The sequence below is a fragment of the Pseudomonas rossensis genome (genome assembly GCF_039888995.1).
Lineage (GTDB): Bacteria > Pseudomonadota > Gammaproteobacteria > Pseudomonadales > Pseudomonadaceae > Aquipseudomonas > Aquipseudomonas rossensis.
This window is the reverse complement of the sequence record NZ_JBBWCB010000002.1, coordinates 24141-50302: the sequence shown is the minus strand read 5'-3', so window position 1 is coordinate 50302 and position 26162 is coordinate 24141. Positions and strand designations below refer to the sequence as shown.

General features: G+C 59.1%; 27 protein-coding genes. 16 read left to right on the top strand and 11 right to left on the bottom strand.

Annotated features, from left to right (window positions below):
- Positions 1-118 precede the first annotated feature (118 nt).
- From glnA to ntrC, 6 genes are all read left to right on the top strand, one after another.
- Entirely contained in the window at positions 119-1525 is a 1407-nt protein-coding gene (gene glnA, locus WLY71_RS01075) for a glutamate--ammonia ligase (protein ID WP_347802161.1), read from the top strand.
- 172 nt (positions 1526-1697) lie between these two features.
- A complete protein-coding gene (locus tag WLY71_RS01070; protein ID WP_347802160.1) occupies positions 1698-2285 on the top strand; it encodes a hypothetical protein in 588 nt (195 codons plus the stop codon).
- 66 nt (positions 2286-2351) lie between these two features.
- Complete coding sequence (locus WLY71_RS01065) at positions 2352-2861, top strand: DUF4124 domain-containing protein (RefSeq protein ID WP_347802159.1); 510 nt, start codon at positions 2352-2354, stop codon at positions 2859-2861.
- A complete protein-coding gene (locus tag WLY71_RS01060) occupies positions 2858-3481 on the top strand; it encodes a DUF4124 domain-containing protein (protein WP_347802158.1) in 624 nt (207 codons plus the stop codon). Before WLY71_RS01065 ends, WLY71_RS01060 begins: the two co-directional genes overlap by 4 nt.
- Positions 3482-3706: 225 nt before the next feature.
- Positions 3707-4792 carry a nitrogen regulation protein NR(II) gene (gene glnL / locus WLY71_RS01055; RefSeq protein ID WP_008024908.1) on the top strand — a complete coding sequence of 362 codons (1086 nt, stop codon included), beginning with the start codon at positions 3707-3709 and terminating at the stop codon, positions 4790-4792.
- A complete protein-coding gene (gene ntrC, locus WLY71_RS01050; RefSeq protein WP_046052178.1) occupies positions 4789-6225 on the top strand; it encodes a nitrogen regulation protein NR(I) in 1437 nt (478 codons plus the stop codon). Before glnL ends, ntrC begins: the two co-directional genes overlap by 4 nt.
- Before the next feature lie 391 nt (positions 6226-6616).
- Here ntrC and WLY71_RS01045 read toward each other — a convergent pair whose 3' ends face one another.
- Positions 6617-7057 carry a hypothetical protein gene (locus WLY71_RS01045; RefSeq protein WP_111449420.1) on the bottom strand — a complete coding sequence of 147 codons (441 nt, stop codon included), beginning with the start codon at positions 7055-7057 and terminating at the stop codon, positions 6617-6619.
- On the opposite strand from WLY71_RS01045, the gene WLY71_RS01040 reads away from it, so the two are divergent.
- A complete protein-coding gene (locus WLY71_RS01040; protein WP_007949025.1) occupies positions 7056-7511 on the top strand; it encodes a tRNA (cytidine(34)-2'-O)-methyltransferase in 456 nt (151 codons plus the stop codon). The two genes, WLY71_RS01045 and WLY71_RS01040, sit on opposite strands and share 2 nt — an antisense overlap.
- A gap of 112 nt (positions 7512-7623) precedes the next feature.
- On the opposite strand, the gene secB is transcribed toward WLY71_RS01040, so the two are convergent.
- Genes secB through WLY71_RS01025 form a run of 3 tightly spaced genes read right to left on the bottom strand, consistent with a single transcriptional unit; the run spans position 7624 to position 8820 of the window.
- Positions 7624-8109, bottom strand: a complete 486-nt coding sequence (secB, locus tag WLY71_RS01035) for a protein-export chaperone SecB (protein ID WP_347802157.1) — start codon at positions 8107-8109, stop codon at positions 7624-7626.
- Between the two features lie 41 nt (positions 8110-8150).
- Positions 8151-8405: a glutaredoxin 3 gene (gene grxC, locus WLY71_RS01030; RefSeq protein WP_008149430.1), complete on the bottom strand. Its 255-nt coding sequence runs from the start codon at positions 8403-8405 to the stop codon at positions 8151-8153.
- Position 8406: 1 nt separating this feature from the next.
- Positions 8407-8820, bottom strand: a complete 414-nt coding sequence (locus WLY71_RS01025) for a rhodanese-like domain-containing protein (protein WP_347802156.1) — start codon at positions 8818-8820, stop codon at positions 8407-8409.
- 153 nt (positions 8821-8973) lie between these two features.
- Here WLY71_RS01025 and gpmI point away from each other — a divergent pair, with 153 nt between their 5' ends.
- The 5 genes from gpmI (at position 8974) to WLY71_RS01000 (ending at position 15916) form a co-directional block, all read left to right on the top strand.
- The gene (gene gpmI / locus WLY71_RS01020) at positions 8974-10503 is read left to right on the top strand and encodes a 2,3-bisphosphoglycerate-independent phosphoglycerate mutase (protein WP_347802155.1); all 1530 of its coding nucleotides are present in this window, start codon (positions 8974-8976) and stop codon (positions 10501-10503) included.
- A 253-nt stretch (positions 10504-10756) separates the two neighbouring features.
- Complete coding sequence (locus WLY71_RS01015; protein ID WP_347802154.1) at positions 10757-12055, top strand: murein hydrolase activator EnvC family protein; 1299 nt, start codon at positions 10757-10759, stop codon at positions 12053-12055.
- Between the two features lie 31 nt (positions 12056-12086).
- Positions 12087-13406 carry a S41 family peptidase gene (locus tag WLY71_RS01010; RefSeq protein ID WP_056745477.1) on the top strand — a complete coding sequence of 440 codons (1320 nt, stop codon included), beginning with the start codon at positions 12087-12089 and terminating at the stop codon, positions 13404-13406.
- Between the two features lies 1 nt (position 13407).
- A complete protein-coding gene (locus WLY71_RS01005; RefSeq protein WP_347802153.1) occupies positions 13408-14175 on the top strand; it encodes a divergent polysaccharide deacetylase family protein in 768 nt (255 codons plus the stop codon).
- Positions 14176-14515: 340 nt separating this feature from the next.
- Positions 14516-15916: a trypsin-like peptidase domain-containing protein gene (locus WLY71_RS01000; protein WP_347802152.1), complete on the top strand. Its 1401-nt coding sequence runs from the start codon at positions 14516-14518 to the stop codon at positions 15914-15916.
- Between the two features lie 75 nt (positions 15917-15991).
- On the opposite strand, the gene WLY71_RS00995 is transcribed toward WLY71_RS01000, so the two are convergent.
- From WLY71_RS00995 to WLY71_RS00965, 7 genes are all read right to left on the bottom strand, one after another.
- A complete protein-coding gene (locus WLY71_RS00995; RefSeq protein ID WP_347802151.1) occupies positions 15992-16747 on the bottom strand; it encodes a substrate-binding periplasmic protein in 756 nt (251 codons plus the stop codon).
- Positions 16748-16825: 78 nt separating this feature from the next.
- Entirely contained in the window at positions 16826-17596 is a 771-nt protein-coding gene (gene hisF / locus WLY71_RS00990; protein ID WP_007897430.1) for an imidazole glycerol phosphate synthase subunit HisF, read from the bottom strand.
- Between the two features lie 9 nt (positions 17597-17605).
- Complete coding sequence (hisA, locus tag WLY71_RS00985; RefSeq protein ID WP_008149420.1) at positions 17606-18343, bottom strand: 1-(5-phosphoribosyl)-5-[(5-phosphoribosylamino)methylideneamino]imidazole-4-carboxamide isomerase; 738 nt, start codon at positions 18341-18343, stop codon at positions 17606-17608.
- Positions 18344-18385: 42 nt separating this feature from the next.
- Positions 18386-18646: a DUF2164 domain-containing protein gene (locus tag WLY71_RS00980; RefSeq protein ID WP_054616495.1), complete on the bottom strand. Its 261-nt coding sequence runs from the start codon at positions 18644-18646 to the stop codon at positions 18386-18388.
- Complete coding sequence (gene hisH, locus WLY71_RS00975; protein WP_347802150.1) at positions 18647-19285, bottom strand: imidazole glycerol phosphate synthase subunit HisH; 639 nt, start codon at positions 19283-19285, stop codon at positions 18647-18649. It abuts the gene before it with no gap.
- Entirely contained in the window at positions 19285-19878 is a 594-nt protein-coding gene (hisB, locus tag WLY71_RS00970) for an imidazoleglycerol-phosphate dehydratase HisB (RefSeq protein ID WP_129439274.1), read from the bottom strand. Before hisB ends, hisH begins: the two co-directional genes overlap by 1 nt.
- A gap of 280 nt (positions 19879-20158) precedes the next feature.
- On the bottom strand, positions 20159-21823 hold the full coding sequence (locus tag WLY71_RS00965; protein WP_046045556.1) for an OFA family MFS transporter: 1665 nt from the start codon (positions 21821-21823) through the stop codon (positions 20159-20161).
- Between the two features lie 223 nt (positions 21824-22046).
- Here WLY71_RS00965 and WLY71_RS00960 point away from each other — a divergent pair, with 223 nt between their 5' ends.
- The 4 genes from WLY71_RS00960 (at position 22047) to WLY71_RS00945 (ending at position 26082) form a co-directional block, all read left to right on the top strand.
- Entirely contained in the window at positions 22047-22451 is a 405-nt protein-coding gene (locus WLY71_RS00960; protein WP_347802149.1) for an acetyl-CoA sensor PanZ family protein, read from the top strand.
- Between the two features lie 78 nt (positions 22452-22529).
- Entirely contained in the window at positions 22530-24749 is a 2220-nt protein-coding gene (locus WLY71_RS00955) for an AsmA family protein (RefSeq protein ID WP_347802148.1), read from the top strand.
- On the top strand, positions 24746-25813 hold the full coding sequence (gene mutY, locus WLY71_RS00950; RefSeq protein ID WP_347802147.1) for an A/G-specific adenine glycosylase: 1068 nt from the start codon (positions 24746-24748) through the stop codon (positions 25811-25813). Before WLY71_RS00955 ends, mutY begins: the two co-directional genes overlap by 4 nt.
- A complete protein-coding gene (locus WLY71_RS00945; RefSeq protein ID WP_008149405.1) occupies positions 25810-26082 on the top strand; it encodes an oxidative damage protection protein in 273 nt (90 codons plus the stop codon). Before mutY ends, WLY71_RS00945 begins: the two co-directional genes overlap by 4 nt.
- Positions 26083-26162 lie beyond the last annotated feature (80 nt).

Below are 26162 nucleotides of genomic sequence, written 5' to 3'. Positions count from 1 at the left end.
GCACTGGCATGCAATTTGCTCCCTTGTGAGGTAGGTTGCCTTGGCAGAGTATTCGCGCCGGCATCACCCACATTCCAAGGGCATCCACTACTAAGCCCGAAGCCACCCGGAGGACACTATGTCGAAGTCGGTTCAACTCATCAAAGATCATGACGTCAAGTGGATTGATCTGCGCTTCACGGACACCAAAGGCACTCAGCACCACGTGACCATGCCGGCTCGCGACGCGCTGGATGAAGCTTTCTTCGAAGAAGGCAAAATGTTCGACGGTTCCTCCATCGCCGGCTGGAAAGGCATCGAAGCTTCCGACATGATCCTGCTGCCGGACGACAGCACTGCCGTTCTCGACCCGTTCACCGAAGACCCAACGCTGATCATCGTTTGCGACGTCATCGAGCCTTCGACCATGCAAGGCTACGATCGCGATCCACGTGCGATCGCCAAGCGTGCCGAGGAATACCTGAAGTCGACCGGTATCGGCGACACCGTTTTCGTTGGCCCGGAGCCTGAGTTCTTCATCTTCGACCAGGTTAAGTTCAAGTCGGACATTTCCGGCTCGATGTTCAAAATCTTCTCCGAACAAGGTTCGTGGATGTCCGACCAGGACATCGAAGGCGGCAACCATGGCCACCGTCCAGGTATCAAAGGCGGTTACTTCCCGGTTCCACCGTTTGACCACGACCACGAAATCCGTACCTCCATGTGCAACGCCATGGAAGAAATGGGCCTGGTCATCGAAGTTCACCACCACGAAGTGGCAACTGCCGGTCAGAACGAAATCGGTGTGAAGTTCAACACCCTGGTAGCCAAGGCTGACGAAGTTCAGACCCTGAAGTACTGCGTACACAACGTGGCTGTCGCTTATGGCCGCACCGCGACCTTCATGCCTAAGCCGCTGTACGGCGACAACGGTTCGGGTATGCACGTTCACCTGTCCATCGCCAAAGATGGCAAGAACACCTTCGCTGGCGAAGGCTATGCCGGCCTGTCCGATACCGCTCTGTTCTTCATCGGCGGCATCATCAAGCACGGTAAGGCCCTGAACGGCTTCACCAACCCGTCGACCAACTCCTACAAGCGTCTGGTCCCAGGTTTCGAAGCTCCGGTAATGCTGGCCTACTCGGCTCGCAACCGTTCCGCTTCGATCCGTATTCCTTACGTGTCCAGCCCTCGCGCTCGCCGTATCGAAGCTCGCTTCCCGGATCCGGCAGCCAACCCGTACCTGGCCTTCGCTGCACTGGTCATGGCCGGCCTGGACGGCATCCAGAACAAGATCCACCCTGGCGACGCAGCTGACAAAAACCTGTACGACCTGCCGCCTGAAGAGGCGAAAGAGATCCCACAAGTTTGCGGCAGCCTGAAAGAAGCCCTGGACGAGCTGGACAAAGGTCGTGCGTTCCTGACCAAAGGCGGCGTTTTCAGCGACGACTTCATCGACGCTTACATCGCTCTGAAAAGCGAAGAAGAAATCAAGGTACGTACCTTCGTACACCCACTGGAATACGAGCTGTACTACAGCTGCTGATCCGGTAGCGCCTGCGCAAGCGGCGTGACAAAAAAGAGGCCTCCTTCGGGAGGCCTTTTTTGTGGGCGGGAATTTTCAGGCAAAACGCTTTTGCATTTTTTTGAAAATAGTTCTGTGAAACTTTCAAGCAATTTTCATTTACTGTCCCGGGACTTTTCGGAAGGAACATCAGATGAAATCAGCATCAGCCTCTCTTTATTCGCTAGCGTTGTTTCTTGCGGCGCTAACACCTGCCTGGGCTGCGACTGAAAGTTCCCATTCCTCTGATCAGGGCAAACACTGGCTGGTGGAAAAAACTTCCGACGACAGCCGGTTTCAAACTGCCCTTCTCAGCGGAAATACGCGCTATGACGGCAAAACCGGCGAAGCCCTATTGGCGATAAGTTGTCATCCTGATAACCCGATGAGTATGTCCCTGACTATCCCGACACAGCGACTTGGCTTCAATGCCGATGATTATGAAGGCCCGGGCGCGCCGGCAAACGGACCATTGCGCCTGACAACCAGCACGCGCGCGCCCATCAGCTATCTGGTTAGCGGTTGGGGCTCAGTAAGGAGCCTGCAAGGAGATGGTTGGGTGTTTGAGTTTGGTATGACCATCAACAAGCGCGAGTTGCATTACTGGCTCACTGACACTGCCCATGGTCAACGTGTAACTTTGACACTGCCTTCCCGCAAGAGTGATACCCCACTGATTGCAGAGTTTGTATTGCCAGAAGACGACAGCGGGTTGCGCAAGGCTATCGGGCCTTGCCTGTAACCAACTATGCCAACCCACGCCCGTAACCTATGCTGCAATCCAACGCTTTCGTTTCTGGTCGATTTTATGGGTCGTGGTTTTCTACTGATGTTGCTGTTGATCGCCCTGCCCGCCGCAGCGCAGATCTACAAGTACACCGACGCCGACGGCAACACCGCCTATAGCAATCAACCGCCCGATGGCGTGAAGGCTCAGCCGGTCGAGTTGCCACCGCTTAACAGGGTTGAGCCCCAAGCCCCTTCTGCGCCATCTGTCGAAGCCACAAGTCGAGAACAGCCGCGCAGCGTTTACGAGGTGCTGGAGCTGACCAACTTACCCACTACCGAAGCGCTGCGTGCCAACAACGGCACCTTCACCGTCAACGTGCTGATCAAACCCCGCCTGCAAGGCCCTCATCTGTTCAGGCTGTTGCTGGACGATCAACCTTACGGCCAGCCGAGCAACGTGCCGATCCTGCAACTGGTGAACGTTGATCGCGGCACACACAGCCTCGCGGTGCAGGTGATCGACGGGGAAAACATCGTTCAACAAAGTCCCACCGTGACGTTCACCGTACAACGGGTGCATAAGCCGTGAGGCTGTGGTGGCTGCTGATCACCTGCTTGATCGCCCTGCCGGTGACGGCCGAGGTGTTCACCTACGTCGACGCTCAGGGCAATCGCGTCTACACCGACCAGCCAGGCTCCGGCAACGCCAAGCGCGTGCCGATGGCAACGAGCAATCGCATGTCCGCCAACCCAACCGGTGCTGCGCCGATGACAGCCCCGAAGAAAACCGAAGCCAAAGCGCTTTTCCACTACGACATGCTGAGAATCCTGGTGCCGGAGCCAGACGCCACGGTGCGCAGCAGTGCTGGCGAGACTATCGTCAGCGTTACCAGCGAACCCGGCCTGCAACGAGGCCATCGCTACCAACTGCTACTCGACGGCCAACCCACCGCAGCGCCCGGCCTGAGCCCGGTATTCGCCCTGAGCAACATCGATCGCGGCAGCCATAACCTCTCCGTGGAAATCCTCGACGAGCAGGGCCGAACGGTCGAGCGCACAGCCAACCAGCCGTTCCACATGCTGCGCATCTCCCTCGCGCAGAAACGCCAGGTCAAACCCTGCGCCCTCCCCGACTACGGCCAACGGCCGGAATGTCCGATCAAAGACAAACCCGCAGAAGAAAAAAATCCCTTCCTGCGCTTCTTCTAACGCCGCTCAGCTTTACGCACTATATTGGTGCAATAGGCTGCACCGTACCCACATTCCAACCCATTTTGGTTCGAAAGTACCCGTCAAAGCTGGCAGAACGCCACGCAAACGAGCGTCAAACGCCCGTTTCAGGCCTTAAACGCTTCTTTTCGGAGCCTTGGTTTGGTTTTTGCATTTTCCTCGTATCGGCGCGTTATTTACGCGCATGCTCCAAAAGAGGTCCTGATGACCATTAGTGACGCACTGCATCGATTGCTACTCGACAACCTGACCACCGCCACCATTCTGCTCGACGCCGAACTGCGCCTCGAGTACATGAACCCGGCAGCGGAGATGCTCCTGGCCATCAGCGGTCAGCGTAGCCATGGGCAGTTCATCAGTGAGTTGTTCACCGAATCTACCGAAGCGCTGAACTCCCTGCGCCAGGCGGTCGAGCAGGCCCACCCGTTCACCAAGCGCGAAGCGATGCTCACCGCCCTCACCGGCCAGACCCTGACCGTCGACTACGCGGTAACCCCGATCCTCGCCAACGGCGCCACGATGCTGTTGCTGGAAGTCCACCCCCGTGACCGTTTGCTGCGAATCACCAAGGAAGAAGCGCAACTGTCGAAGCAGGAAACCAGCAAGATGCTGGTGCGCGGCCTCGCTCACGAAATCAAGAATCCTCTCGGCGGGATACGCGGCGCAGCGCAATTGCTTGCCCGCGAGCTGCCGGAAGAAAGCCTGCGCGACTACACCAACGTGATCATTGAAGAGGCCGACCGCCTGCGCAATCTGGTCGATCGCATGCTCGGTTCCAATAAGCTGCCGTCACTGGCGATGTGCAACGTCCACGAAGTTCTGGAACGCGTTTGTCATCTGGTGGAGGCCGAAAGCCAGGGCTGCATCACTTTGGTGCGCGACTACGACCCAAGCATTCCCGACGTGTTGATCGACCGCGAACAAATGATTCAGGCCGTACTGAACATTGTGCGCAATGCGATGCAGGCCATCAGCAGCCAGAACGAGCTGCGCCTTGGCCGCATCAGCCTGCGCACCCGCGCCATGCGCCAGTTCACCATCGGCCACGTGCGCCATCGTCTGGTGACCAAGATCGAAATCATCGACAACGGCCCGGGCATTCCCGCGGAGTTGCAGGAAACCATCTTCTTTCCCATGGTCAGCGGCCGTCCGGACGGTACCGGGCTGGGCCTGGCCATTACCCAGAACATCATCAGCCAGCACCAGGGCCTGATCGAATGTGACAGCCATCCAGGCCACACCACCTTCTCGATCTTTCTGCCACTGGAACAAGGAGCCACATCGACATGAGCCGTAGTGAAACCGTGTGGATCGTCGATGACGACCGTTCTATCCGTTGGGTCCTGGAAAAAGCCTTGCAGCAAGAAGGCATGACCACGCAAAGCTTCGACAGCGCCGATGGCGTGATGAGCCGCCTGGCGCGCCAGCAGCCGGACGTGATCATTTCCGACATCCGCATGCCGGGTGCCAGTGGCCTGGACCTTCTGGCGCGGATTCGCGAACAACACCCACGGCTGCCGGTCATCATCATGACCGCTCACTCCGATCTGGACAGCGCTGTCGCGTCCTATCAGGGCGGCGCGTTTGAATACCTGCCAAAACCGTTCGACGTTGACGAAGCGGTGTCGCTGGTCAAACGCGCGAACCAGCACGCTCAGGAACAGCAAGGCCTGGAAGTCCCGGTCGCCTTGACCCGCACCCCGGAAATCATCGGTGAAGCGCCGGCGATGCAGGAAGTGTTTCGCGCCATCGGGCGCTTGAGCCACTCCAACATCACCGTGCTGATCAACGGCGAATCCGGTACCGGTAAAGAACTGGTGGCGCACGCACTGCACCGTCACAGTCCGCGTGCGGCTTCGCCGTTCATTGCGCTGAACATGGCGGCGATCCCGAAAGACCTGATGGAATCCGAGCTGTTCGGCCATGAGAAAGGCGCATTCACCGGCGCGGCCAACCTGCGACGCGGGCGCTTTGAGCAGGCTGACGGCGGCACGCTGTTCCTCGATGAAATCGGCGACATGCCGGCAGACACCCAGACTCGTTTGCTGCGGGTGTTGGCGGACGGCGAGTTCTACCGCGTCGGCGGCCATGTGCCAGTGAAGGTCGATGTGCGAATCATCGCCGCGACTCACCAGAATCTGGAAACCCTGGTGCACGCCGGGAAATTCCGTGAGGACTTGTTCCACCGCCTCAACGTGATCCGCATCCACATTCCACGGTTGTCGGACCGTCGCGAAGACATCCCGACCTTGGCCAAGCACTTCCTCAGCCGCGCCGCGCAAGAACTGGCGGTGGAGCCGAAGCTGCTGAAAAGCGAAACCGAGGAGTACCTGAAGAACCTGCCGTGGGGCGGCAACGTGCGTCAGCTGGAGAACACCTGCCGCTGGATCACGGTGATGGCTTCGGGTCGCGAAGTGCACATCAGCGACCTGCCGCCGGAGCTGCTGAACCTGCCGCAGGATTCGGCGCCGGTGACCAACTGGGAGCAAGCGCTGCGCCAGTGGGCCGATCAGGCGTTGGCTCGTGGCCAGTCGAGCCTGCTCGACAGCGCCGTGCCGGCCTTCGAACGGATCATGATCGAAACCGCCCTCAAACACACCGCCGGCCGCCGCCGCGATGCCGCCGTTTTGCTGGGCTGGGGGCGTAATACCCTGACTCGCAAGATCAAGGAATTGGGGATGAAGGTTGATGGTGGGGATGATGATGAAGGGGAAGAAGGCTAAGCAGCCTTTAGCTCTTCGCTGACAGTTACATCCAATCGCGAGCAAGCTCGCTCCCACAGTGGATTTCAGTGTTTTCACGATTGAGTGAACCCCCTGAACCCTGTGGGAGCGAGCTTGCTCGCGATGCTTTTGGGGCCATCGTGCACCGACTGAATGCACCGTGAACCGCAATCGCGCACGGCAACAGATCCGAAATCCCGCCGGCTTTCGCAATCGAACCCCTATCGAAAAAACACGAAAGCCCCGGAATACGGGGCTTTCGACGTTTCAGCGCGACATTCTGTATCAACTTGTTAAAACCTGGCACGCCCCCTGCAATAGTCCATTCAGTGATTCAGTTCACTACCCGGTTTCGGGGACCTTGGTACAGGCAGGCCGGGGATTCCCTCTTTTATTGCTCTCGGAGATGGATCTCCAGCCGCCAGCGGTCATCGACCTCGCTACCGGCCCACTCGCCCTGCAGTGGCCGAGCCGCCACCACCGTCAGCAACAATCCCCCATCACTCAAACGTACCCGCCAGTTCACGCTCTTGTCGTTGATTTTGAGCTGACCTTTCTGTGCCTTTCCTTCAGCCTCGAACAGCAACGCGAGGCTACCGTCGACGAACTCGCCGTGAGCCTTGGGTTCGTTGTTGAACCACACCACCAGCCCATCGCTCGTGACCTCGACCTGCTGCAATTCGCTGGGGTCGGGAGTGGTCAGGCGACCGATCATCAGCCCCACCATCACCCCGACAATCGCCAGCGAAGCCATCACTCGCGGGAATAGCTTCGAACGCGGGTCCGCTTCAGGCGTAGAATGCCGCTCATCTTTACCTTCGGAGCCGTGCATGTTTCACGTCATCCTTTTCCAACCAGAAATTCCGCCGAATACCGGCAACGTTATCAGGCTGTGCGCCAACAGTGGCTGCCACCTGCATTTGATCGAACCGCTGGGCTTCGAGATGGACGACAAGCGCCTGCGCCGGGCCGGCCTCGATTACCACGAGTATGCCACCCTGCAGCGCCACGCAGACCTCGCCAGCTGTCTGGAAAGCCTCGGTCATCCTCGGCTGTTCGCCTTCACCACCAAGGGCTCGCGGCCGTTCCACGATGCCAGCTTCGCCGAGGGCGATGCGTTCCTGTTCGGCCCGGAAAGCCGTGGTTTGCCGGCAGAAGTGCTCGATGCCCTGCCCGGCGAACAGCGCCTGCGCCTGCCGATGCGCGAAGGCTGCCGCAGCCTGAACCTGTCGAACACCGTGGCGGTCGCCGTGTACGAAGGCTGGCGCCAACTCGGGTTTAAATAACACCGCAAAAAAATGTGGGAGCGAGCTTGCTCGCGATGGCGGCCTGTCAGTCAACACTAATGTTGAAGCTGATGACCCCATCGCGAGCAAGCTCGCTCCCACATTGGACCGCTTACTGAACGATTGGAGTCTCGCCCGCAGCCTGCATGCGTTGCAGTTCTTGTGCGTACAGCGCGTCGAAGTTCACCGGGGCCAGCATCAGGGCCGGGAACGAACCGCGGGTGACCAGGCTGTCCAGGGTTTCGCGAGCGTACGGGAACAGTATGTTCGGGCAGAACGCGCCGAGGGTGTGGCTCATCGAAGCGTCGTCGAGGTTCTTGATCAGGAAGATCCCGGCCTGTTGCACTTCAGCAATGAACGCCACTTCGTCGCCGTTCTTCACGGTGACGGACAGGGTCAGTACGACTTCGTGGAAGTCGCCTTCCAGAGCCTTTTGACGGGTGTTCAGATCCAGACCGACGCTCGGTTCCCACTGCTGGCGGAAGATGGCCGGGCTTTTCGGGGCTTCGAAGGACAAGTCACGTACGTAGATGCGCTGCAAGGAGAATTGCGGTGCGGTTTCTTCTTCGCTAGCTGCAGTGTTCTGTTGGTCAGTCATCTCAGATCCTTTCTGATCTTGGGGTCTTACAGGGAAGGCATTCAGGCCTTGAGCATGGCGTCGAGCTTGCCGGCGCGCTCAAGGGCAAACAAATCATCACAACCACCCACGTGGGTGCTGCCGATCCAGATCTGCGGCACGGACGTACGTCCGGCCTTCTGAGCCATGGCGGCACGCACCTGCGGCTTGCCATCGACCTTGATCTCTTCGAAGGCCACGCCTTTGTTCTCGAGCAGGTACTTGGCTCGCGAACAGTAAGGGCAGTAATCGCTGGAATAGACGACGACGTTGCTCATATCACTTCACCAGCGGCAGGTTGTCGCCTTTCCAGCTGGAAATACCGCCGGAGAGCTTGGCGGCGGTGAAGCCGGACTTCATCAGTTCGCGGGCATGAGTGCCGGCAGTCTGGCCCATGGCGTCGACCAGGATGATGGTCTTGGCCTTGTGCTTTTCCAGTTCGCCGACGCGAGCGGTCAGTTTGTCGTGAGGAATGTTCACCGCGCCAACAATGTGACCGGCGGCGAAGTCCTTGTTCGAACGAATGTCGATCACAACGCCCGCGTCCTTGTTGACCAGCCCGGTCAATTCACCGGTGCTCAGGCTGCGGCCGCCGCCTTGCATCTGATAAGCGATCAGCAACGCCAGCAGTACGACGAAGATACCGACGAGCAGATAGTGGTTAGTGGCAAATTCAATCAGGTGAGCAACCATCGAAGGAGGTTCCAGGGCGTTAAAATGTCGGCCAGTATACACAGCCACTATGGTGGGCCAAACCCCGTCCGGCGGTGACGCGGTTGGAACTTCGCTTTAAACTGCCACTCCCTTTTCCATCGCCCTCTTTTAACTCAGCCACGAGTGGAATCCATGACTACCACGCCTAAACCTTTGGTCCTGATTATTCTCGACGGCTTCGGTCACAGTGAGAGCCCTGAATCCAACGCCGTGTTTGCGGCGAAGAAGCCCGTACTGGACCGCTTGTGGGCCACCGTGCCGAACGGCCTGATCTCCGGCAGCGGCATGGACGTCGGTCTGCCCGACGGCCAGATGGGCAACTCCGAAGTCGGCCACATGAACCTCGGCGCTGGTCGCGTGGTGTATCAAGACTTTACTCGCGTAACCAAATCGATCCGCGACGGCGAGTTCTTCGAGAACCCGACCATCTGCGCCGCTGTCGATAAAGCCGTTGCTGCCGGCAAAGCCGTGCACTTCATGGGCCTGCTGTCGGACGGAGGCGTTCACAGCCACCAGGATCACCTGGTTGCCATGGCCGAACTGGCCTTCAAGCGCGGTGCCGAAAAAATCTATCTGCACGCCTTCCTCGACGGCCGCGACACGCCGCCGAAAAGCGCTCAGTCGTCCATCGAACTGCTGGATGCGGCCTTCCAGGCCCTCGGCAAAGGCCGGATCGCCAGCATTGTCGGCCGTTACTTCGCCATGGACCGCGACAACCGTTGGGACCGCGTGTCCCAGGCTTACAACCTGATTGTCGATGGCAACGGCGAATTCGACGCCGCCACCGCTCAGGAAGGCCTGCAAGCCGCGTACGAACGCGGCGAGAGCGACGAATTCGTCAAAGCCACCAGCATCGGTGAGCCGGTGAAAGTCGAAGACGGCGACGCCGTGGTGTTCATGAACTTCCGCGCTGACCGCGCCCGCGAACTGACCCGCGTGTTCGTCGAAGACGATTTCAAGGAATTTGAACGTGCCCGCCAGCCAAAACTGGCCGGCTTCGTCATGCTGACCCAGTACGCCGCCAGCATTCCCGCCCCATCGGCCTTCGCCGCGGGCAGCCTGGACAACGTGCTGGGCGACTACCTGGCGAAAAACGGCAAGACCCAACTGCGCATTGCCGAAACCGAGAAGTATGCCCACGTAACCTTCTTCTTCTCCGGCGGCCGTGAAGAACCGTTCCCGGGCGAAGAACGCATCCTGATCCCGTCGCCAAAAGTCGCCACTTATGACTTGCAGCCCGAGATGAGCGCCCCGGAAGTCACCGACCGCATCGTCGACGCTATCGAAAACCAGCGTTACGACGTGATCGTGGTCAACTACGCCAACGGCGACATGGTCGGCCACAGCGGCGTGTTCGACGCGGCCGTAAAAGCCGTTGAATGCCTCGACCTGTGTGTTGGCCGCATCGTCGATGCCCTGGAAAAAGTCGGTGGTGAAGCCCTGATTACTGCCGACCACGGCAACGTCGAGCAGATGTCCGACGAATCCACTGGCCAGGCGCATACCGCCCACACCACCGAACCGGTGCCGTTCATCTATGTCGGCAAGCGTGACTTCAAGGTTCGCGACGGCGGCGTGCTGGCGGATGTGGCGCCGACCATGCTGATGTTGATGGATCTTGAGAAACCTGCCGAGATGACGGGTACTTCGATACTGGTGTAACCCGCCCCATCAAACACCACCAAAACCCTGTGGGAGCGAGCTTGCTCGCGATAGCAATCTGACAGCCAACATCGATGTTGAATGTCATCACGTCATCGCGAGCAAGCTCGCTCCCACAGTGGTTTGTAGTGGTTTCGAAGGCTAATTGCCCCTACATCCCACTCCAGTCATCACACAGCCCCAATTGGGCGTTTTTTTTGCAGCGCTTGGCGGGCATACTAGGGCGTCCCTTTCCCTGGTGTCGCCCGCCTCTATGCTTCGCGTCCTGATAGCCCTTGCTCTGACATGCCTGCTCCAACCGGCCTTTGCTGACGAGCGCGCGCAAACCCAACAACAGTTGGACGCCACGCGCCAGGACATTGCCGAGCTGAAAAAACTGCTGGGCAAGCTCCAGGAAGAAAAAACCGGTGTGCAGAAAGACCTCAAAGGCACCGAGACCGAGATGGGCAAGCTTGAGAAGCAGGTCGAAGCCCTGCAAAAAGAGCTGAAGAAAAGCGAAACCGAGCTGCAGCGACTCGATGCCGAGAAAAAAAAACTCCAGAGCGCGCGCATTGAACAGCAGCGACTGATCGCCATTCAGGCCCGCGCGGCCTATCAGAACGGCCGTCAGGAGTACTTGAAGCTGCTGCTCAACCAGCAGAACCCGGAAAAATTCGCCCGCACCCTCACCTATTACGACTACCTGAGCCAGGCCCGCCTGGAGCAGCTGAAGAATTTCAACGAAACCCTGCGCCAACTGGCCAATGTCGAAAAAGACATCGCCATGCAACAGGCGCAATTGCTGGTGCAGAAAAGCAGCCTCGACAGCCAGCGCGACGAACTCGACAAAGTCCGCAAGGAGCGCCAGCAAGTCCTGGCCAAGCTCAGCGACGACGTGAAGGCCCGCGATCAGAAGCTGGCAGCCCGCGAGCAGGATCATGCAGACCTGTCTAAAGTCCTTAAAACCATTGAAGAAACCCTGGCCCGTCAGGCCCGAGAGGCAGAAGAAGCGCGGCAAAAAGCGCTGATCGCCCAGCAGGAAGCCGAAAAAAAGCGTTTACGTGAGGCTCAGGCTGCAGCAGACGCAGACGCCACTGATGCCCCACGCAAACCCGTAAAATCGACACCCGGCGCCCTGGTATCAAATTCAGGTGAGACCTTCGGCGGCCCCTTTGCTTCAAGCCGGGGAAAACTTCCCTGGCCAGTTGATGGTCGACTGCTGGCACGCTTTGGCGAAACCCGTGGCGACGATGCCCGCACCAAGTGGGACGGCGTGATGATCAGCGCCTCCGCCGGCAGCCAGGTGCACGCCGTGCATGGCGGTCGCGTGGTGTTCGCCGACTGGTTGCGAGGCGCCGGGCTGCTGGTGATTCTCGACCACGGCAACGGTTTTTTGAGTCTTTATGGTCACAACCAGACGCTGCTCAAGTCTGCGGGTGACGTGGTAAAAGCCGGTGAGTCCATCTCCACTGTGGGTAGCAGTGGCGGGCAGGACACACCAGCGCTGTATTTCGCTATTCGTCAGCAGGGTCACCCGAGTGATCCGGCGCAATGGTGTCGTGCGCAAGGATAAGCACGTTACCTAATTCAGGAGTTCGTTCGACATGCTGCATTTGTCCCGCCTTACCTCGCTGGCCCTGACGATCGCCCTGGTGATCGGCGCGCCTCTGGCGTTCGCCGCTCAACCGGCTCCGGCAGTCGCGCCTGCGGGCACGGCTGCGACCACCAAGGCGCCGTTGCCTCTGGAAGAGTTGCGCACCTTTGCCGAGGTCATGGATCGGATCAAGGCCGCCTATGTCGAACCGGTGGACGACAAGACCCTGCTGGAAAACGCCATCAAAGGCATGCTCAGCAACCTCGACCCGCACTCCGCCTACCTGGGCCCGGAAGACTTCGCTGAGTTGCAGGAAAGCACCAGCGGCGAATTCGGCGGCCTGGGCATCGAAGTCGGTGCCGAAGACGGTTTCATCAAGGTCGTTTCACCGATCGATGACACTCCGGCCTCCAAGGCTGGCATTCAGGCCGGCGACTTCATCGTCAAGATCAACGGCCAACCGACCCGCGGCCAGAGCATGACCGAAGCCGTCGACAAGATGCGCGGCAAGATCGGCCAGAAAATCACCCTGACCCTGGTGCGCGACGGCGGTACGCCGTTCGACGTGACCCTGGCCCGCGCCATCATTCAAGTGAAGAGCGTGAAGAGCCAGCTGCTGGAGTCCGGCTACGGCTACATCCGCATCACCCAGTTCCAGGTCAAGACCGGTGACGAAGTCTCCAAGGCTCTGGCCAAGCTGCGCAAGGACAACGGCAAGAAGCTCAAAGGCATCATCCTCGACCTGCGTAACAACCCGGGCGGCGTGCTGCAAGCGGCGGTGGAAGTGGTCGACCACTTCATTACCAAGGGCCTGATCGTTTACACCAAGGGCCGTATTGCCAACTCCGAACTGCGCTTCTCCGCCACCGGCAAGGACGAAAGCGAAGCCGTGCCAATGGTCGCACTGATCAACGGCGGCAGCGCCTCGGCCTCGGAAATTGTCGCCGGTGCCTTGCAGGATCAGAAACGCGCGGTGGTCATGGGCACCACCAGTTTCGGCAAAGGCTCGGTGCAAACCGTGCTGCCGCTGAACAACGAACGCGCACTGAAGATCACCACGGCGCTGTATTACACGCCGAACGGCCGCTCGATCCAGGCTCAGGGCATCGTCCCGGACATCGAAGTGCGCAAGGCCAAGATCACCAACGAGCAGGACGGGGAGTACTTCAAGGAAGCCGACCTGCAAGGTCACCTGGGCAATGGCAACGGCGGCGCCGACAAACCGACCAGCTCCAGCGGCAAAGCCAAGGCGATGCCGCAGGATGACGATTACCAGCTGGCCCAGGCCTTGAGCCTGCTCAAAGGGTTGAGCATCACCTCCGGCCGCTGAGATGCGCCTGCGGTTAGTCCTCGGTCTGTTGTGCTGTCTGGCGGGTGTTGCTCACGCGGCGCCCGCCCCTCAAAAGGCCTACATCACTCTGATCATCGATGACCTGGGGCAGAACCTGCCCCGGGATCGCCGCGTGCTCGCCCTGCCCGGTCCGGTGACCACGGCGATCATGCCTGACACACCCCACGCCACCGAATTCGCCCGCGAAGCCCATCGCGCCGGCAAGATCGTCATCCTGCACATGCCCATGGACCCGGCCACCGGTCCGTTTGCCTGGCATCCCGACTTGCCCATCGAAGAGCTTGAGAAACGGCTGAACGCCGCGTTCGAAAGGGTGCCGTACACCGCTGGCATCAATAACCACATGGGCAGCCGCATGACCGTCCAGCCGGTGGCGATGGCGTGGTTGATGGCCGAGTTGCAGCGCCGCCACAAATTCTTCGTCGACAGCCGCACCAGCGCGCAAACCGTTGCCGCTCAACAGGCGCAGAAGATCGATCTGGCGAGCGTTTCGCGGGATGTGTTTCTCGATGACGAACGCACCGAGGCGGCGATTTTTGCTCAGTTGCAGACCGCAATCAGCCTGGCGCGCAAACAGGGTTCAGCAGTCATGATCGGCCATCCGTACCCTCAAACGTTGGCGGTGCTTGAGCGGGAATTGCCCAAGCTCAAGGCTCAAGGGATTGAGTGGATCGATATTAGCCAGATGATCAGCGTACGCGGCAATCGCGCAACGGCCGCGCATGGCCAAAGCGGCGTGTATCGGTAATACCCTGCAACGACCTATACATAGTTACCGCCAGGCGCCTCGCCCGTTTCCCGATAGTGAGACCTCCAACAGGTCGCGACTCCCCGAGTCGCCTTTCTCTATCAGGACAGACTATGACTACCAATGAAAATGGCGCATTGCCCACCAGGCAAATGGAATCCATAAAGCCATTGACGTCAACATCACCCCGAAGCCGGTGGAAGACTTGCCAACACCTACAGAAACCGTCTCATGATTTCGAATGAGCCCGGTTACCCTGTCCTGGCGCACCAGATAGCGCCCGGCGGGGTCTCCACTAGCCTGATTAAAATGCTATGAGTGCAAACGCCAAGGAATGGCCATGAACTACACACTCGCTACATCATTGATTTTCTCGCTGTACAGTTTTACTACTCCTGTCTGCGCCGAACCCAGAGATATCGGTGAGGGACTCAGGAATGACACCCCCGCAAAAATATTGAATAACGGTGGAGAAACATATTCACGCTGGAGTGGCATTGGCCTGCTGAAAACACCGGAAAACACCACCTGCACTGCCACTCTTATCGATACAAGACAATCCGGACAAAAAGCCGACGGACCTGCCTATTTAATAACGAGCGGACACTGCGCTGGTGCCGCCATCGGCAGCTCCACTCTAAATCAGAGTTATGGTGGAACTATCACCTTCAACTATTTCCATGACACACCCGGTCGTCACAAAACCTATAAGGTTGGAACGACCAACTGGGCAAGTCTGGTGGGTATGGATATGGCCATACTGGAAGTCGAAAAAAGCCTCGCATCACTTATCCTGGATGGCATTACTCCACTCAACCTTGCACCCCCACCCGCCCTGGGCCCTCATGATGTGCTTTTTGTTGGCGCACCTGGCGGGCTCCCTGAAAAAGGCCTTCGCTTGAGCGCATGCTCTCAAGAACTGGCCAGAACCAACATTGGTCACCTTCAACGCTTTCCCGGCGGCTTTGTGAATCAATGCCAAGGTTTGCAACATGGCAGTTCCGGCGGACCGATACTTGATCGTCGCACAAACAAAATCATCAGTATCATTTCGGAGGCTCACTACAGTTTCGCTGCCAGTTTCCTGTCGCCCTGCTTCATCAATGGCGTGTTCAGCAACAACGCCAGTAACTGCGCATTGCAAGAAGTCGACATTGAAATCGATCTGCAAACATTATTCAGAACGACCGTCCGCTCTCAGCTGAACGCGCGCCTGGAACTCTTGCCCACATGGGATTTCAGGTTCGAAATCAATACGCCCTACTATCGCTATAAAGCGACACGCGATGCCTTGAGTTGCCAAGACCCCAACCAATACAGCGCAGCGATCAGCGCCACCGATGCTTACATTAACAGCGCTATCGGTCCTGAGACACGCATGCACGTTCTGTGCATCATCGGTGTCAATTCAGCAGAGCAACAACTTGTCAGCGGGCTACTCAGGAACGTTTTCACGCACGCCGTCCATTTAGCCGAGCCAGCCCCGGCACCGAGCATTACGCTAGACGCCAATCGCAACGCTCACTTGTCATGGAGCAATGCGTACCCGGCATTCACTTCTCATTTCTTTCACGCAGGCCCGGCTGATATCACCCAATGCGGTGACTTCGATGATGCGCGCTACCAACCAGTGGCAGGCAGCCTAACGCTGCGGATAACCTCGGCCACCAAGGTCTGCAGCTATGCGCAAGGCGATTCCGGGCCGCAACCCTCGGCAGTGCGTTTCGATCTGATTGAATAGTGCACGGCCATAAGGCGGTGGCCGGGCATGAAAAGGATGGGATTGACCGCTGAACGGGCGATCTTTTGACTCACACTACAAATACTTCGCCATGATGTCGTCCACCACACCTTCCTTGCGTAGCTGATCCAGCGCCGCCTGTAATTTGGCAACGGTTTCGTCCGGCACCTGCCTGTTCAGCGCCAGGTACAGTTCGGCGCTGTTGAAGCGCAGCACGGTCTTGAGCCCGGTTACCCCGTCCTGGCGCGCCAGATAGCGCCCGGCGGGGTCGCCGGTAGCCCACAGGTCGATCTGGCCGTTGACCAGTTTTTTTGCGTTGTCCTGATCCCGCAGCACAACGATCGGTTTCAGTCCTTGCTTGGCCAGCGTCTCGGCAATCGCATCGCCCTTGTAGGCGCCGATCTTGTATTTGCGCGCCTGCTCCAGCGACTCAAGGCTGATCTTGCTATCGGCCTTGGCCAGCATGATCCAGTCATCCGGCCCGATCGGGCCAACCCACTTGAACAGGTTCTCGCGATCCGGCAACCGCGCCATCACAAATACGCCGTAACCGGGCTTATCCAGGGCGAGCTTGTAGATTCGCTCCCAAGGGAAACGCAACGTCAGGCTGTAGGTGACTTCGGCGCGTTTAAACATCTCGCGGACGATGTCCACCGCGATGCCATTGATGTTCTCGTCCTGAGCGAAGTTCTTGCCGTTCTTCGCCATGTTGTAGGGGGGGAAATTTTCAGTCAGCAACACCAGACCGGTGTCGGGATTTTCTGCGGCATGCGCTCCATTGACGAGCAATAGAGAAGCGCTGGCGAGGACAAGAAGAAGGCGTTTAAGCATGTCTGGCTACCGAGATCCATGGCGTACCCAAGAGTGCCCTGAGCCCGCCATGATGTCCACTGGCCTGTATCGGTTTGTTTAGCGCATCACGATGCCGCGATGAGCCATGTAGGCCTTGGCTTCCTGCACGGTGTATTCGCCAAAGTGGAAAATGCTCGCCGCCAACACTGCACTGGCGTGGCCTTCTAGAATGCCGTCAGCCAAGTGCTGCAGGTTGCCGACGCCGCCCGAAGCAATCACCGGAATACCCAATGCATCGCTGATCGCGCGGGTAACGCCCAGATCGAAGCCGTTTTTCATGCCGTCCTGGTCCATGCTGGTCAGCAGGATTTCACCGGCGCCCAGGCCTTCCATCTTCTTCGCCCATTCAACGGCGTCGAGACCGGTTGGCTTGCGACCACCGTGGGTGAAGATTTCCCAGCGCGGGGTCTCGCCCGGGCCGGAAACCTTCTTGGCGTCGATGGCAACGACGATGCACTGCGAACCGAAATGCTGAGCCGCTTCACCAACAAACTCAGGATTGAATACCGCAGCAGTGTTGATCGAAACCTTGTCCGCGCCAGCATTCAGCAGATTGCGAATGTCCTGCACGGTACGCACACCGCCACCCACGGTCAGCGGGATGAACACCTGGCTGGCCATGCGTTCGACGGTATGCAGCGTGGTGTCGCGACCGTCGACGCTGGCGGTGATGTCGAGAAAGGTAATCTCGTCGGCACCCTGCTCGTCGTAGCGACGGGCGATTTCCACCGGGTCGCCGGCGTCGCGAATGTTCTCGAACTTGACGCCCTTGACCACCCGGCCGTTATCCACGTCCAGGCAAGGGATGATGCGTTTGGCCAGCGCCATGGTCAGTCCTCAGCCTTTGTACGAATCGCAGAAAGCTTGCGCTTCAGCGACATCGAGGGTGCCTTCATAGATCGCACGGCCGGTGATCGCGCCGATGATGCCTGGTGCTTTCGCGTCGAGCAGCGACTTGATGTCACCCAGATTGTGGATACCGCCCGAAGCGATGACCGGAATCTTCGTCGCGGCGGCCAGCGCAGCGGTGAACGGTACGTTGCAGCCCTGCATCATGCCGTCTTTGGCGATGTCGGTATAAACGATCGCGGATACGCCGTCGGCTTCGAATTGCCTGGCCAGGTCAATCACCTGAATGGTGCTGATTTCAGCCCAGCCGTCAGTGGCGACAAAACCGTCTTTGGCATCCAGACCGACGATCACTTTGCCCGGGAACGCGCGGCAGGCTTCAGCAACGAAAGCCGGATCTTTCACCGCTTTGGTGCCGATGATCACGTAGCTCACGCCGGCCTTCACGTAGTGTTCGATGGTTTCCAGGGAACGGATACCGCCGCCGATCTGGATCGGCAGGTTCGGGTAGCGCTTGGCGATGGCGGTGACCACTTCGCCGTTGACCGGCTGGCCTTCGAAGGCGCCGTTCAGGTCGACCAGATGCAGACGACGGCAACCGCCCTCCACCCACTTGGCAGCCATGCTCACCGGATCATCGGAGAACACCGTGGAATCTTCCATGCGGCCCTGGCGCAGACGAACACAGGCACCGTCTTTGAGATCGATAGCGGGAATAATCAGCATCTGGCAAACCTTCAAATTCGATTGTTCAGCTTAGCTCGAAAATCAGTTTTTCTCGAGCGCCCACAAGTCGCTTTCGATGCTTTCGAACCTTTCTTTAAGGTGCGTCTGCACATCGAAAATCGCCCTGTTGTAATAGTGCGGCGCAATTTCGCGGGTAAACAGCTCAAGGATTTCCGCCGCTTCGAACGAACCCAGGTCCAGTTCGAAACGATCCTCCATGAACCGCTTGATCTTGTGATTGGCCTCGTTCTCCTGTTCAGGAGTGAGGGTCAGGATCGGCGGTTTGGATTTCTTGACGGCCATTTACCAGCGACCATCCCACGCGGCGAAGTTCTGCAGCAATTGCAGGCCATGGGTATGGCTTTTCTCCGGGTGGAACTGCACGGCGAAACGCGAGCCATCGGCCAGCGCGGCGGCGAAATCGACACCGTAGTGACCGCCACCCACCACTTGCCGCGGGTTGCCGGCAGCGATGTAGTAGCTGTGCACGAAGTAGAAACGCGCCAGGTCCGGAATGTTGTGCCACAGCGGATGACTCACCGTCTGCTTCACTTCGTTCCAGCCCATGTGCGGGACTTTCAGGTGCTCACCGTCTTCGTGCAGGCCTTTTCCGAAGAACTTCACTGCGCCTGGAAACAGGCCGATGCAGTCGACGCCGTCGTTCTCTTCACTGCTGTCGAGCAAGGCTTGCATGCCCACGCAGATGCCGAGGAACGGACGGTCCTGGCTGACTTCGCGCACCAGCGAATCGAAGCCCAGGCGACGGATCTCCGCCATGCAATCGCGAATCGCGCCGACGCCGGGGAATACCACCCGGTCGGCTTCGCGAATCACATCGGCATCGCTGGTGATCAGGACCTTGCCGGCACCGACGTGCTCGAGGGCCTTGGCCACCGAGTGCAGGTTGCCCATGCCGTAATCGATAACCGCGACCGTCTGCATTACAGAACGCCTTTGGTCGACGGCATCTGACCGGCCATGCGGTCATCCAGCTCTACGGCCATGCGCAGTGCGCGGCCGAAAGCCTTGAACACGGTCTCGATCTGGTGGTGGGTGTTGTGCCCACGCAGATTGTCGATGTGCAGGCTGACGTTGGCGTGGTTGACGAAGCCCTGGAAGAATTCCTGGAACAGATCAACGTCGAAACCGCCGACGGTGGCACGGGTGTAGGGAACATGCATCTGCAGGCCCGGACGGCCGGAGAAGTCGATCACCACGCGCGACAGCGCTTCATCGAGCGGCACGTAGGCGTGGCCGTAGCGACGGATGCCTTTCTTGTCGCCGATGGCTTTGGTGAAGGCCTGACCCAGGGTGATACCGACGTCTTCCACCGTGTGGTGGTCGTCGATATGCAGGTCGCCCTTGCTGACAATATCCAGGTCGATCAGCCCGTGACGGGCGATCTGGTCCAGCATGTGCTCAAGAAAAGGAACACCGATATCAAATCGGGCCTTTCCGGTGCCATCCAGGTTGATCGAGGCTTTGATCTGGGTTTCCAGAGTGTCGCGCTCGACTGACGCCTTACGTTCGGCCATCACCAGCTCCGCAAAATCATTGGGCGAAAAAGGCAGCCATTATAGGGGCGCGGGCGCCAAACAGAAACACGGGAGGTGATTTCACTGACGGACTGAATCCCGTGTTGTCGGGGATAGACATGTCATGACAAGCAAAAGATCGCAGCCTTCGGCAGCTCCTACACCGACCGCATTCACACCATGTCATGTGAACACTGACTGTAGGAGCTGCCGAAGGCTGCGATCTTTTAGGGCATAAACCAATGTGCCTGACACAACCCATGTCAGGCACATGCGGTACTTAGTGGAACAACACCGCCGTTTTCTGCAGGGTTACCCAAACACCCCACGCCAACGGAATACCCACCACCAGCCATGCAGCCACTGCCAACGGCTTGGTGCCCGCATCCGCTTTCCACTCCAATACGGTGCTGCTGTCAGCCCCCTTGTCGTGGCCCAGCGCCTGTTCGGCGGCCAGTTCAGCGTCGGTCATGAAGTACTTGTCGGCCACCGGACGCACCAGCAGGTTGCAAATGAAACCCAGCACCAGCAGGCCCGCGAGGATGTACAGGGTGATGTCGTAAGCCGCGGCGCGTTCAACGCCGATGCTCAGCTGATACTCACGCAGGTAGTTCACCAGCACCGGACCCAACACGCCCGCCGCCGCCCATGCCGTCAGCAGACGACCGTGGATCGCGCCGACCATTTGCGTACCGAACAGGTCCGCCAGGTAAGCCGGAACAGTCGCAAAACCACCGCCGTACATCGACAGGATGATGCAGAAGGCCGCTACAAACAGCGCAACGTTGCCCAGGTGACCGAGGTTCGGGATCAACGCGTACAGCGCAAAACCAAGCGCGAAGAACACGAAATAAGTGTTTTTGCGGCCCAGGTAATCCGAGAACGAAGCCCAGAAGAACCGACCACCGATGTTGAACAGGCTCAACAAACCGGTGAAACCGGCAGCGATTGCAGCGATCGAAGCCAGTTGCGAAGCGTCGAGCTGACCGAAAGTCAGACCGTTACCCAGCAGCTTACCGGCAAACACTTCCTGCAACAGCGGCGAAGCCATGCCGAGGATGCCGATACCCGCCGAAACGTTCAGGCACAGCACCAGCCACACCAGACGGAATTGCGGGGTTTTCCACGCCACATTCACGTGGACGTGACGGTGGGTGATCATCGCGTTGGAAGCTTTCTTCGCCGGGGCGGTCCAGCCTTCAGGCTTCCAGCCGGTTGGCGGAACGCGGTAGGACAGTGCACCGCCGATCATGAACACGAAGTAGATCGCGGCCATCACCAGGAAGCTCTGCCATACGCCGACGCTGGTTGGCGAGGCGAAGTGGCCCATCAATGCTGCGGCCAGCGGAGCACCGACCATCGCACCACCACCGAAGCCCATGATCGCCATGCCGGTCGCCATGCCGCGCTTGTCCGGGAACCACTTGATCAGGGTCGATACCGGCGAGATGTAACCCAGGCCCAGGCCGATACCGCCAATGACCCCGGAGCCGATCCACATCAGCCATATCTGGTGGGTATAGACCCCCAGCGCTGAAATCAGCAGACCGCCACACCAGCACAGGGCCGATACAACGCCAGCCTTGCGTGGCCCGGCGTGTTCCAGCCAGCCGCCCCAGATGGCGGCCGAGCAACCGAGGAAGATGAAGAACAGGGTGTAGATCCAGCCGAGCATCGAGATCGGCCAGTCACATTGGGACGAGAAGACTTGCGAGATGAAGCTCATGTCCGGCGCGCAGGCCACTGCCTTGGTCACGCCCAGGGCTTTGGACAGTGGCAACCAGAACACCGAAAAGCCGTAGGCCATGCCGATGCAAAGGTGAATGGCCAGGGCCGCCGGTGGTACCAGCCAACGGTTGAAACCGGGCTTGGCGATGATGCGTTCCTTGGACAGGAACGCGGGCTGGTCGGCTTTGAGGCCGTCCGCCGTGATGCTCGTGGTCATTGTGTATCCCCCAATTATTAGTAGGGTTCGTCAGCCACTCCTCACCCCTCAGCCTTTATGCGCACGCATGACTGTTTTTTGGGGGGAAGCTTCATTTTGGTGCGACATCACGTCGCAGAAGGACGGACGAACCGGCAAAGGTTACCATCTGTACGTGACAGAAAAACCAAAGTGATATCACCTTTTGTATGTCATCAGTTCTCGTACCACTGAAGGAACCCTCATGCCGATCATTGTCGAGCCGCTAAACGAAGCCACTTATCAGGATCAGCAAGATCTGCAGAAGATCTACCGCGATGCGCCGGACTGGCTGTTTGCCCCGTTTGCCGGAGATTTGCAGTTGATCGAAAGCTGCCTGCTGGACGGTTCGCTGATCGCCGGCCGCTTCAACGATCGGCTTTTGGGCGCGGCACGCCTGCAACAGCACTCGGATGTCTGGCATCTGTCCCAACTATGTGTACGAAAAATCACCCGTCGTCGTGGCGTGGCCGAGCGCCTGGTGAATGAAGCGCAGAAAATGGCGTCGCAATCGGGCGCGACATTGCGCTTGCTGGCGCCTGCCAGGCATCTGGAGGCGCAAGCGCTGGCGGCCAAACTGAAAATACCGCTGGATGTATTGCCGACGTGATCGCTGACCGGTCGTCCGCTACGGAGCGCTATACTCCCCGGCTAAATTTCGAATTCGACTAACTACAAGGACTCGCCCATGAAAGCGTTCGGCAAAATCCTGGGTCTGGTACTTCTCGGGCTGTTGCTGATCATTGTGGCGCTGGGCTTTGCCCTGACCCACCTCTTTGATCCCAACGACTATAAAGACGAGATTCGCCAGATAGCCCGCGACAAGGCCCACATCGAGCTGACGCTCAATGGCGATATCGGTTGGAGCCTGTTCCCGTGGCTGGGCCTGGAATTGCACGAAGCCAGCGTCGCGACCCTGGCCAAGCCCACCGAGCCGTTCGCTGACTTGCAGATGCTTGGCTTGTCGGTTCGCGTGCTGCCGCTGCTGCGCCGTGAAGTGCAGATGAGCGATGTGCGCGTCGAAGGCCTGAACCTGCGCCTGACCCGCGACAAGGACGGCCACGGCAACTGGCAAGACATCGGCAAAGCCCCGGCCACATCAGCCACACCGCCCGCGACCACCGGCCAACCAGCGTCCGAGACCACCGCCCAAGCGGAAAAACCGGCCCAGCCGATTCGCCTGGACATCGACAGCCTGACCGTCAACAACGCCCGCGTTGAATACAGCGACGAGAAAACCGGCAAGCAATTCAGCGCCGAAAGCATCCAGCTGAGTACAGGGCCGGTGCATGACTCCACGAACATCCCGGTCAAACTCACCGCGTTCCTGGGCACCAACCAGCCGGTCTTGCGTGTCCGTACCGAGCTCAACGGCGAGCTGCGTTTCGAGCGCGCATTGCAGCGCTACAAACTCGAAGACATGAAACTCTCTGGCGAAGTGGCTGGCGATCCGCTGCAAGGCAAAACCATGACCTTCGCTGCCCAAGGCCAGTTGCTGCTGGATAAAGCGGCGAACGTCGCCGAATGGACTGGCATCAAGATCTCTGCCAACCAACTGCGCGCATTGGGTGAACTGAAGGTCAACGACCTCGACAAAACCCCGCAAATCAGCGGCGGCCTGTCGATCGCCCAGTTCGATCTGGCGAAATTCGTCGACAGCATCGGCCAGAAGCTTCCGGCGATGGCTGACGGTAGCCTGAGCAAAGTCGAGTTAGTCAGCCGTCTGGCTGGCACGCCGACCAGCGTGGTGCTCGACAACATCAACATGAAAGTCGATGACAGCACCTTCAGTGGCCGCATCGCCGTCGAGGACTTCGCCAAACAATCGCTGCGGGCGACCCTCAAAGCCGACACCTTCAACGTCGACCGTTACCTGCCACCAAAATCTGCCGAAGCCAACAGCGCGACGCAGGTGCGTCAGGCCGAAGTGGCCAGCACCGAAGCCGATGCCTTGGCTGGCGCGGGCAGCACACCGCTGCCGCAAGCACCGACCAAAGACGCGTGGAGCAACGAGCGCCTGCTGCCGGTGGAACGCCTGAGCAAACTCGACGTAGACGCTGACCTCACCTTCGGTCAGTTGACGCTCGATAAATTGCCGATCCAGAACGCCGTGCTCAAGGCCACAGGCCAGGGCGGTCTGCTGACCCTGGAGAGCCTTCGCGGCGACCTGTACGACGGCAACTTCGACGCCAAAGGTACGCTCGACGTGCGCCAACAGGTGCCAGCGCTGAACATGCAGACGAGCATCAGCAAAGTACCGATGGAAAAAATCCTTGAAAGCCAGGGTAAAAATCCACCGGTCAAAGGTCTGGTGACGGTCAACAGCAACCTGACCGGCAGCGGCAACAGCCAGAAAGCGCTGATCGAAACCCTCAACGGCAACGCCAGTTTCGTCATCAATAACGGCGTGCTGCTCAATGCCAACCTCGAACAACAGCTGTGCAAAGGCATCGCCACCCTGAACCGTAAATCCCTCAGCGGCGAACCACGGGGCAAGGACACACCGTTCCAGGAGCTCAAGGGCAACCTGACCTTCCGTAACGGCGTGGCCAGCAACCCGGACCTGAAAGTGCGCATCCCGGGCATGACCGTCAAGGGCGACGGCGATGTCGATCTGCGGGTGTTGGGCATGGACTACCGCGTGGGCGTTATCGTCGAAGGCGACAAGAGCGACATGCCGGACCCGGCCTGCCAGGTCGGCGAGAAGTTCGTCGGCATCGAGTGGCCGCTGCGCTGCCGCGGCCCGCTGGAACTGGGCGCCAAGGCCTGCCGCCTCGATAACGAACGCATGGGGCAAGTCGCGAGCAAATTGGCTGGCGAGAAGATCAGCGAAAAAATCGACGAGAAGCTGGGTGACAAAGTCAGCCCTGAACTGAAAGACGCCTTGAAGGGGCTGTTCAAGCGATGAGAGCCGAGCAGTTTTCATCGGCGGTGCTGGACTGGTACGACCGCCACGGCCGCCACGACTTGCCCTGGCAACAAGGCATCACCCCCTATCGGGTGTGGGTCTCGGAAATCATGTTGCAGCAGACCCAGGTCAGCACCGTGCTGAACTACTTCGACCGCTTCATGGCCTCGTTGCCGACGGTCGAAGCCCTGGCCGCTGCGCCGGAAGACGAAGTCCTGCACCTGTGGACCGGCCTGGGTTACTACACCCGTGCGCGCAATTTGCAGAAGACCGCGAAGATTGTTGTCGCCGAGTACGGTGGCGAGTTTCCCCGCGATGTGGAAAAGCTGGTTGATCTACCGGGCATTGGCCTGTCCACGGCCGGCGCCATCGCCAGCCTGAGCATGGGTCTACGGGCGCCGATCCTCGACGGCAACGTCAAACGGGTGCTGGCGCGCTTTACCGCGCAAGAGGGTTATCCGGGCGAGCCAAAGGTCGCCAAACAGCTGTGGGCCAACGCTGAGCGCTTTACGCCGCATGATCGGGTCAACGCCTATACCCAGGCGATGATGGATCTGGGCGCCACGCTTTGCACCCGCAGCAAGCCGAGCTGCCTGCTCTGCCCGCTGGAAAAAGGCTGCGAAGCGCACATGCTTGGCCTGGAGACGCGCTACCCGATCCCCAAACCGCGCAAAGCCGTGCCACAGAAGCGCACGCTGATGCCGATGCTTGCCAACGGCGAAGGCGCGATTCTGCTTTACCGTCGCCCTTCCACGGGCTTGTGGGGCGGTCTATGGAGCCTGCCGGAACTCGACGACCTCGACGACCTGCAACATCTGGCTTCGCAGCATTCGCTGGAGCTTGGCAGCCAACAGGCGCTGCCGAGCCTGGTACACACCTTCAGTCATTTTCAGTTGTCCATCGAACCCTGGCTGGTTCAGGTCCAGGAGGCCGGCCATCACGTGGCCGAGGCCGACTGGCTCTGGTATAACCTCGCCACCCCGCCGCGCCTGGGCCTTGCCGCCCCGGTCAAAACCTTGCTCGAACGCGCGGCCGCCGTATTGAACGCAGGAGAGTCGTCATGACCCGCACCATCATGTGCCGCAAGTACAAAGAAGAATTACCCGCCCTGGAGCGCGCTCCATTTCCAGGCGCAAAAGGTCAGGACATTTTTGACCACGTCTCGGCCAAAGCCTGGGCAGACTGGCAAAAGCACCAGACTCTGCTGATCAACGAAAAACGCTTGAACATGATGAACGCCGAAGACCGCAAATATCTTCAGGGCGAGATGGACAAGTTCTTTTCCGGCGAGGAATACGCCAAGGCTGACGGCTACGTTCCGCCGGCTGAATAATCCCGCTTTTTCGAGGGTCGGAACGTAAGCGACGGTAATAATTAAAATTTTTTTGAAAACTTTCTTGACGACCCCCCGAA

Bases quoted from the DNA above. Each gene is read 5' to 3' on its own strand.
- glnA (WP_347802161.1), top strand. From the start codon at position 119: ATGTCGAAGTCGGTTCAACTCATCAAAGATCATGACGTCAAGTGGATT.
- WLY71_RS01070 (WP_347802160.1), top strand. From the start codon at position 1,698: ATGAAATCAGCATCAGCCTCTCTTTATTCGCTAGCGTTGTTTCTTGCG.
- WLY71_RS01065 (WP_347802159.1), top strand. From the start codon at position 2,352: ATGGGTCGTGGTTTTCTACTGATGTTGCTGTTGATCGCCCTGCCCGCC.
- glnL (WP_008024908.1), top strand. From the start codon at position 3,707: ATGACCATTAGTGACGCACTGCATCGATTGCTACTCGACAACCTGACC.
- ntrC (WP_046052178.1), top strand. From the start codon at position 4,789: ATGAGCCGTAGTGAAACCGTGTGGATCGTCGATGACGACCGTTCTATC.
- WLY71_RS01040 (WP_007949025.1), top strand. From the start codon at position 7,056: ATGTTTCACGTCATCCTTTTCCAACCAGAAATTCCGCCGAATACCGGC.
- WLY71_RS01045 (WP_111449420.1), bottom strand. From the start codon at position 7,057: ATGCACGGCTCCGAAGGTAAAGATGAGCGGCATTCTACGCCTGAAGCG.
- secB (WP_347802157.1), bottom strand. From the start codon at position 8,109: ATGACTGACCAACAGAACACTGCAGCTAGCGAAGAAGAAACCGCACCG.
- grxC (WP_008149430.1), bottom strand. From the start codon at position 8,405: ATGAGCAACGTCGTCGTCTATTCCAGCGATTACTGCCCTTACTGTTCG.
- WLY71_RS01025 (WP_347802156.1), bottom strand. From the start codon at position 8,820: ATGGTTGCTCACCTGATTGAATTTGCCACTAACCACTATCTGCTCGTC.
- gpmI (WP_347802155.1), top strand. From the start codon at position 8,974: ATGACTACCACGCCTAAACCTTTGGTCCTGATTATTCTCGACGGCTTC.
- WLY71_RS01015 (WP_347802154.1), top strand. From the start codon at position 10,757: ATGCTTCGCGTCCTGATAGCCCTTGCTCTGACATGCCTGCTCCAACCG.
- WLY71_RS01010 (WP_056745477.1), top strand. From the start codon at position 12,087: ATGCTGCATTTGTCCCGCCTTACCTCGCTGGCCCTGACGATCGCCCTG.
- WLY71_RS01005 (WP_347802153.1), top strand. From the start codon at position 13,408: ATGCGCCTGCGGTTAGTCCTCGGTCTGTTGTGCTGTCTGGCGGGTGTT.
- WLY71_RS01000 (WP_347802152.1), top strand. From the start codon at position 14,516: ATGAACTACACACTCGCTACATCATTGATTTTCTCGCTGTACAGTTTT.
- WLY71_RS00995 (WP_347802151.1), bottom strand. From the start codon at position 16,747: ATGCTTAAACGCCTTCTTCTTGTCCTCGCCAGCGCTTCTCTATTGCTC.
- hisF (WP_007897430.1), bottom strand. From the start codon at position 17,596: ATGGCGCTGGCCAAACGCATCATCCCTTGCCTGGACGTGGATAACGGC.
- hisA (WP_008149420.1), bottom strand. From the start codon at position 18,343: ATGCTGATTATTCCCGCTATCGATCTCAAAGACGGTGCCTGTGTTCGT.
- WLY71_RS00980 (WP_054616495.1), bottom strand. From the start codon at position 18,646: ATGGCCGTCAAGAAATCCAAACCGCCGATCCTGACCCTCACTCCTGAA.
- hisH (WP_347802150.1), bottom strand. From the start codon at position 19,285: ATGCAGACGGTCGCGGTTATCGATTACGGCATGGGCAACCTGCACTCG.
- hisB (WP_129439274.1), bottom strand. From the start codon at position 19,878: ATGGCCGAACGTAAGGCGTCAGTCGAGCGCGACACTCTGGAAACCCAG.
- WLY71_RS00965 (WP_046045556.1), bottom strand. From the start codon at position 21,823: ATGACCACGAGCATCACGGCGGACGGCCTCAAAGCCGACCAGCCCGCG.
- WLY71_RS00960 (WP_347802149.1), top strand. From the start codon at position 22,047: ATGCCGATCATTGTCGAGCCGCTAAACGAAGCCACTTATCAGGATCAG.
- WLY71_RS00955 (WP_347802148.1), top strand. From the start codon at position 22,530: ATGAAAGCGTTCGGCAAAATCCTGGGTCTGGTACTTCTCGGGCTGTTG.
- mutY (WP_347802147.1), top strand. From the start codon at position 24,746: ATGAGAGCCGAGCAGTTTTCATCGGCGGTGCTGGACTGGTACGACCGC.
- WLY71_RS00945 (WP_008149405.1), top strand. From the start codon at position 25,810: ATGACCCGCACCATCATGTGCCGCAAGTACAAAGAAGAATTACCCGCC.